General features: G+C 70.0%; 2 protein-coding genes. Both read right to left on the bottom strand.

Annotation, left to right across the window (positions count from 1 at the left end; genetic code table 11):
- Positions 1 to 88 precede the first annotated feature (88 nt).
- The gene (gene folE, locus ACK5KK_RS04455; RefSeq protein ID WP_416888886.1) at positions 89 to 676 is read right to left on the bottom strand and encodes a GTP cyclohydrolase I; all 588 of its coding nucleotides are present in this window, start codon (positions 674 to 676) and stop codon (positions 89 to 91) included.
- A 9-nt stretch (positions 677 to 685) separates the two neighbouring features.
- The coding region (locus tag ACK5KK_RS04460) for an ATP-dependent metallopeptidase FtsH/Yme1/Tma family protein (protein ID WP_416888887.1) at positions 686 to 1,940 on the bottom strand (1,255 nt) is incomplete at its 5' end.

Raw genomic sequence — 1,940 nt, forward strand, 5'->3', positions numbered from 1 at the left:
GGCGTCGGCGGCGAGGTAGCGCCCACCGTCGCTGAACGAGTCGGCGGTGACGTTGACGACACCCATGATGACGGTCATGCGGGGGCCCTCACACCGGACCGCTCAGCAGCGCGATGATCTCGGTGCGGGCGGCCGGTTCGGCCAGCGCGCCGCGAGCGGCGATCGTGACGGTGGCGGCATCCGGCTGACGGCCGCCGCGCATCGTCACGCACTGGTGCACGGCGTCGAGGACGACCAGCACCCCCCGCGCGTCGAGCGATTCGGCGATGGTGTCGGCGATCTGCTCTCCCAGCCGCTCCTGCACCTGCGGCCGGTTGGCGAGGATATCGACCACCTTGGGCAGGGCGCCCAGGCCCACCACCTGCTCGCCGGGCAGGTACCCCACGTGCGCACGCCCCGCGAAGGGCAGCAGGTGGTGTTCGCACACAGAGCGGAACCGGATGTCGCGCATCAGGACGACCCCGGACGGCAGCGTGTCGGGTGCCGGGCCGCGCGTTACCGAGATGGTGTGCGCGAGCGGCTCGGCGGGGTCGGCGCCGATACCCGAGAAGAACTCGGCATAGGCGTCGGCGACCCGCTGCGGGGTCTGCCTCACACCGGGACGGTCGGGATCCTCACCGATCGCCTCGAGCAGGTCGCGCACAGCGGCAGCGACACGATCACGATCCACGGCCACACGCCGAGTTTACGCGGTTGCCGGGCGTGCCTGTCCGGTGGCCCGGCGTGCCGGGCTGGGGGCCGGCTGCGCGGCGTCGGCCTCGGCGGACGCGGCCACGCCGGCCTCCTCGCGGCGGGGCACCTCGACCGGCGGCAGCGCCGATACCGGGCGCTGCTCGCTCGAGAGCCACTGCGGGCGCGGCGGCAGCTTGGTGACGTCGCGGAAGATCTCCGCCAGCTCGAGGTGGTCGAGCGTCTCCTTCTCCAGGAGGGCGAGCGCGAGACGATCCAGCACCTCACGGTTGGCGTTGATGACCTGGTAGGCCTCGTTGTGCGCCTGCTCGATCAGCGCGCGGGTCTGCGCATCGACGGTCTCGGCGATCTGTTCCGAGTAGTCACGGCCGTGCCCCATGTCGCGGCCCATGAACACCTCGCCGGACGACTGGCCGAGCTTGACCGGTCCGACCTGCATGGTCATGCCGTACTCGGTGACCATCTTGCGGGCGATGCCGGTGGCCTTCTCGATGTCGTTGCTGGCCCCCGTGGTGGGGTCGTGGAAGACGATCTCCTCGGCGACACGTCCGCCCATCGCGTAGGTGAGCTGGTCCTGCAGCTCGTTGCGGGTGACGGAGTACTTGTCGTCCACCGGCAGCACCATGGTGTAGCCGAGGGCCTTGCCGCGCGGCAGGATCGTCACCTTCGTCACCGGGTCGGTGTGGTTCATCGCCGCGGCGGCGAGGGCGTGACCGCCCTCGTGGTACGCCGTGATGAGCTTCTCCTTGTCCTTCATCACGCGGGTACGACGCTGCGGACCGGCGATCACGCGGTCGATCGCCTCGTCGAGGGCTCGCATGTCGATGAGCTGCGCGTTGGAGCGGGCCGTCAACAGGGCCGCTTCGTTGAGGACGTTCGCGAGGTCGGCACCGGTGAATCCCGGTGTCTTGCGTGCGATGATCGACAGGTCGACGGACGGCGACAGAGGCTTTCCGCGGCCGTGCACCTCGAGAATGCGCTGACGGCCCTTCAGGTCGGGGGCGTCGACGCCGATCTGGCGGTCGAATCGTCCCGGGCGCAGCAGCGCCGGGTCGAGGATGTCGGGTCGGTTGGTCGCCGCGATGACGATGACGTTCGCCTTCGGGTCGAAGCCGTCCATCTCCACGAGCATCTGGTTCAGCGTCTGTTCGCGTTCGTCGTGTCCGCCGCCCATACCGGCGCCGCGGTGGCGGCCGACCGCGTCGATCTCGTCGATGAAGATGATCGCCGGGGCGTTCTCTTTGGCCTGG

It is taken from the genome of Microbacterium sp. (genome assembly GCF_047972865.1).
Lineage (GTDB): Bacteria > Actinomycetota > Actinomycetes > Actinomycetales > Microbacteriaceae > Microbacterium.